The sequence below is a fragment of the Pseudomonas sp. HMWF006 genome (assembly GCF_003061205.1).
Lineage (GTDB): Bacteria > Pseudomonadota > Gammaproteobacteria > Pseudomonadales > Pseudomonadaceae > Aquipseudomonas > Aquipseudomonas monsensis.
Genome location: NZ_QAIU01000535.1, coordinates 1 through 3499, shown reverse-complemented (window position 1 = coordinate 3499; position 3499 = coordinate 1). Strand labels below are relative to the sequence as shown.

At 62.6% G+C, this 3499-nt stretch carries 3 protein-coding genes; 1 reads left to right on the top strand and 2 read right to left on the bottom strand.

The genetic code is table 11. From position 1 onward, the window contains the following. On the bottom strand, positions 1 to 1220 hold a 1220-nt coding region (locus DBR24_RS24085), incomplete at its 3' end, for a DUF2868 domain-containing protein (protein WP_146189111.1). A gap of 85 nt (positions 1221 to 1305) precedes the next feature. Between DBR24_RS24085 and DBR24_RS24080 the strand changes: the two genes are divergently transcribed. Beyond that, positions 1306 to 1818 carry a dihydrofolate reductase gene (locus DBR24_RS24080; protein WP_128615986.1) on the top strand — a complete coding sequence of 171 codons (513 nt, stop codon included), beginning with the start codon at positions 1306 to 1308 and terminating at the stop codon, positions 1816 to 1818. An 86-nt stretch (positions 1819 to 1904) separates the two neighbouring features. Here DBR24_RS24080 and DBR24_RS24075 read toward each other — a convergent pair whose 3' ends face one another. Further along, complete coding sequence (locus DBR24_RS24075; protein ID WP_128615985.1) at positions 1905 to 3293, bottom strand: L-cystine transporter; 1389 nt, start codon at positions 3291 to 3293, stop codon at positions 1905 to 1907. Positions 3294 to 3499 lie beyond the last annotated feature (206 nt).

Sequence of the window (3499 nt, the reverse complement as noted above, 5' to 3'; positions counted from 1 at the left end):
TTGCGTGCCAGTTCGGCAATCAACGCGAGGCTGCCGCGATCCGGCGAGCGCCGCGGATCGCAGGCGATCAGCAGGCGTGCCGGGGGGAAGCGGCTGAGTTGCTCGAGGAGTTTGTTGCGCGATTCACGGCTGTCGAGGATGCCGGCGTTGCTTACGGTTTTTGGCAGGGCCGGTGGCCATGGGCGCTGGTCGTCGAGTTCGATGGCCACCAGCAGGGCGCCGTCGCTGGCGTGTGCACTGACGTGGCTTTCGACCCGATGCAATTGTTCCGGCGCCGCGTCATTGATGCCAAGGCGTTCGCTGGTCGGCATCAGGCGTTCGCGCAACTGGGCGTAGCCGGGCAGCTTCAGGTCCAGGCTCAGCGCGGCTTTGCCACGGCTCCAGCGCCAGAAACAGAACGCGGCCAGGAGCAGGCGCGGCAGCACACCGTAGACCACCAGCACGCCCACCAGCCAGGTCGCCCAGGCCTGTCGGGCACTTTCGATGTCCAGCGCGGCGTCGCCGCTGGCGCGGATCATCTCCACGCTCGGCACGTTGAAACCGAGCAGCGCCGGCAGCGCGCCGAGGGCCTGGGTCATGTTGATGAAAGTGTCAGCGCTGAGAATGGTGGTTTCCCAGACGAAGCCGTAGCGCCGGGTGGCCATCAGCGTCAGCAGCAGCACCAGCGCGCTGAGCATCGCCAGCAGCCACAAGCCGTTGACCAAGGTGCCGAGGGCCCAGCGGTTGAGTTTTTTGCGTTGCAGCATCAACAGCAGAGCCGGCGCCAGTTGCGCGGCTTTGGCATCCCGGGCGAATTTTTCGCTGAGCCACAACCACAAGCGGCCAAGAGTGGCGCCGTGTTCGCCGGCAAAGATCAACCCCAACGCCCAGCTCAGCAGCAGAATCACGTTCAACCCGAGCAGACTGCCCAAGGCCCAGAACACATTGACCGGTGTCTGGCTCAACGCGGCGAAGGCCAGACCGGCACCGCTGAGCACTGCGAAGATCAGCAGCAGTACCAGCGCCAGGCGTGCGCCTTGCAGCCAGTGAGTGAGCGCAGCGCTCAGCCCGTCACGCTCGGCCAGCCACAACGCCCGGCGTTGAATGCGGCTCGGCAGATCGCCGCCGGCCGCGCGGGCCAGACGATTGGCTTCCAGATCCTCCAGCGGCCCGGCGTGTTCTTCGCGCAGGCGGATGGTTTCGCTCAGCCAGAGGTTTTGCAGGGGAGTCAGTTCAGTCACGCGCCATTCCGTTGCTCAATTGAGCCGTGAGCATAACCGCTGTGGCGCTTATCGGGTCAAGCGAGGCTCTGGTATCCTCGCCGGCATGACTAAATCACTCCCCCTCAGCCTGATCGCAGCCCTCGGTGAAAACCGCGTGATCGGCGTCGACAACAGCATGCCCTGGCACCTGCCGGGGGACTTCAAATACTTCAAGGCCACGACCCTCGGCAAGCCGATCATCATGGGCCGCAAGACCTGGGATTCGCTCGGTCGTCCGCTGCCGGGCCGCTTGAACATCGTGGTCAGCCGTCAGGCCGATCTGGTGCTGGAGGGGGCAGAGGTCTATCCGTCGCTGGAAGCTGCGGTGGTTCGCGCCGAGGAATGGGCGAAAGCGCAGGGCGTCGATGAGCTGATGCTGATTGGCGGTGCGCAGTTGTATGCGCAAGGGTTGGCGCAGGCCGATCGTCTATACCTGACCCGTGTGGCGCTGAGCCCGGAAGGCGACGCGTGGTTTCCGGAGTTCGATCTGAACCAGTGGAAGCTGGTGTCGAATGTGCCGAATCCGGCGGAGGGCGACAAGCCCGCGTACAACTTCGAAGTCTGGGAGAAAAGATAGCTTCAAGCTTCGAGCTGCAAGCCACAAGTGAAAGCGGGAATGCTCTTCTTGCAGCTTGCAGCTTGCAGCTTGCAGCTTGCAGCTGGCTAGCTCGCTAGCGCCGCATGCTCATCCGCATCCAGCAGCGCTTTATCTGTCTGCTGCATCACCTGACTGGTAATCGCGCCTGCGGTGATCGAGCCACTCACGTTCAACGCCGTACGACCCATGTCGATCAGCGGCTCAACCGAAATCAGCAACGCTACCAGAGACACCGGCAAGCCCATCGCCGGCAGCACGATCAGCGCGGCAAACGTCGCGCCGCCGCCCACACCGGCCACACCGGCCGAGCTCAGGGTCACAATCGCCACCAGCGTCGCGATCCACAGCGGATCCAGCGGATTGATGCCCACGGTTGGCGCAACCATCACCGCCAACATCGCCGGGTACAGACCGGCGCAACCGTTCTGGCCGATAGTTGCGCCGAACGAGGCGGCGAAACTGGCCACCGACTGCGGAATGCCCAGACGACGGGTCTGCGCTTCGATGCTCAGCGGAATGCTCGCCGCGCTGGAGCGGCTGGTGAATGCGAAGGTCAGCACCGGCCAGATCTTGCGGAAGAAGCGCAGCGGGTTGATCCCGGCGGCCGACACCAGCAAACCGTGGACCACGAACATCAGGCCGAGGCCGAGGTACGAGACCACGACGAAACTGCCGAGCTTGATGATGTCCTGCAGGTTGGAACCGGCGACCACTTTGGTCATCAGCGCCAGGACGCCATACGGGGTCAGCTTCATCACCAGACGCACCAGACGCATCACCCAGGCTTGCAGGGTGTCGATGGCGTTGATCACTTTCTGACCTTTCTCGACGTCATCCTTGAGCAGTTGCAGCGCCGCCACGCCGAGGAACGCAGCAAAAATCACCACGCTGATGATCGAGGTCGGCTTGGCCCGTGCCAGGTCGGCGAACGGGTTCTGCGGAATGAACGACAGCAGCAGTTGCGGCACATTCAGGTCGGCGACCTTGCCGGCATAGTCGGTTTGAATGGTTTGCAGGCGGGCCATCTCCTGAGTGCCGGCAACCAGGCCTTCGGCGGTGAGGCCGAACAGGTTGGTCAGGCCGATACCGATCAGCGCCGCAATCGCGGTGGTGAACAGCAGGGTGCCGATGGTCAGGAAGCTGATCTTGCCCAGCGACGAGGCGTTGTGCAGACGCGCCACCGCGCTGAGGATCGAGGCGAATACCAGCGGGATCACGATCATTTGCAGCAACTGCACGTAACCGTTGCCCACCAGATCGAACCAGCCGATCGAGGCTTTCAGCACCGGATTGCCGGCGCCGTAAACGCTGTGCAGCGCAACGCCGAACGCTACGCCCAGACCCAGCGCGAGCAGGACTTTTTTCGCCAGGCTCCACGTAGTGTGGCGGGTTTGCGCCAGACCGAAGAGCAGGGCGAGGAACACCAGCAGATTGAGGATCAGCGGCAGATTCATGAAGACTCCGATAAGACTTGTGCCAGTCGCATTCTTGAGCAACTGCGAACCGGCAAGCCTAACAGTTTGATTTCCAATGAATTAATACCGAAATCGCAGGTCGTCCGTCGTTTTTGGAATAAGCCACTGTCGCTCTCGGCAATGCAACTGGCGTTGAGGAGACGTAAGCGGTCGCTGACAGACGAGGACTGTCACACTTATTTGTT

Coding starts and splice junctions, on each gene's coding strand:
- DBR24_RS24080 (WP_128615986.1), top strand. CDS start 1,306: ATGACTAAATCACTCCCCCTCAGCCTGATCGCAGCCCTCGGTGAAAAC.
- DBR24_RS24075 (WP_128615985.1), bottom strand. CDS start 3,293: ATGAATCTGCCGCTGATCCTCAATCTGCTGGTGTTCCTCGCCCTGCTC.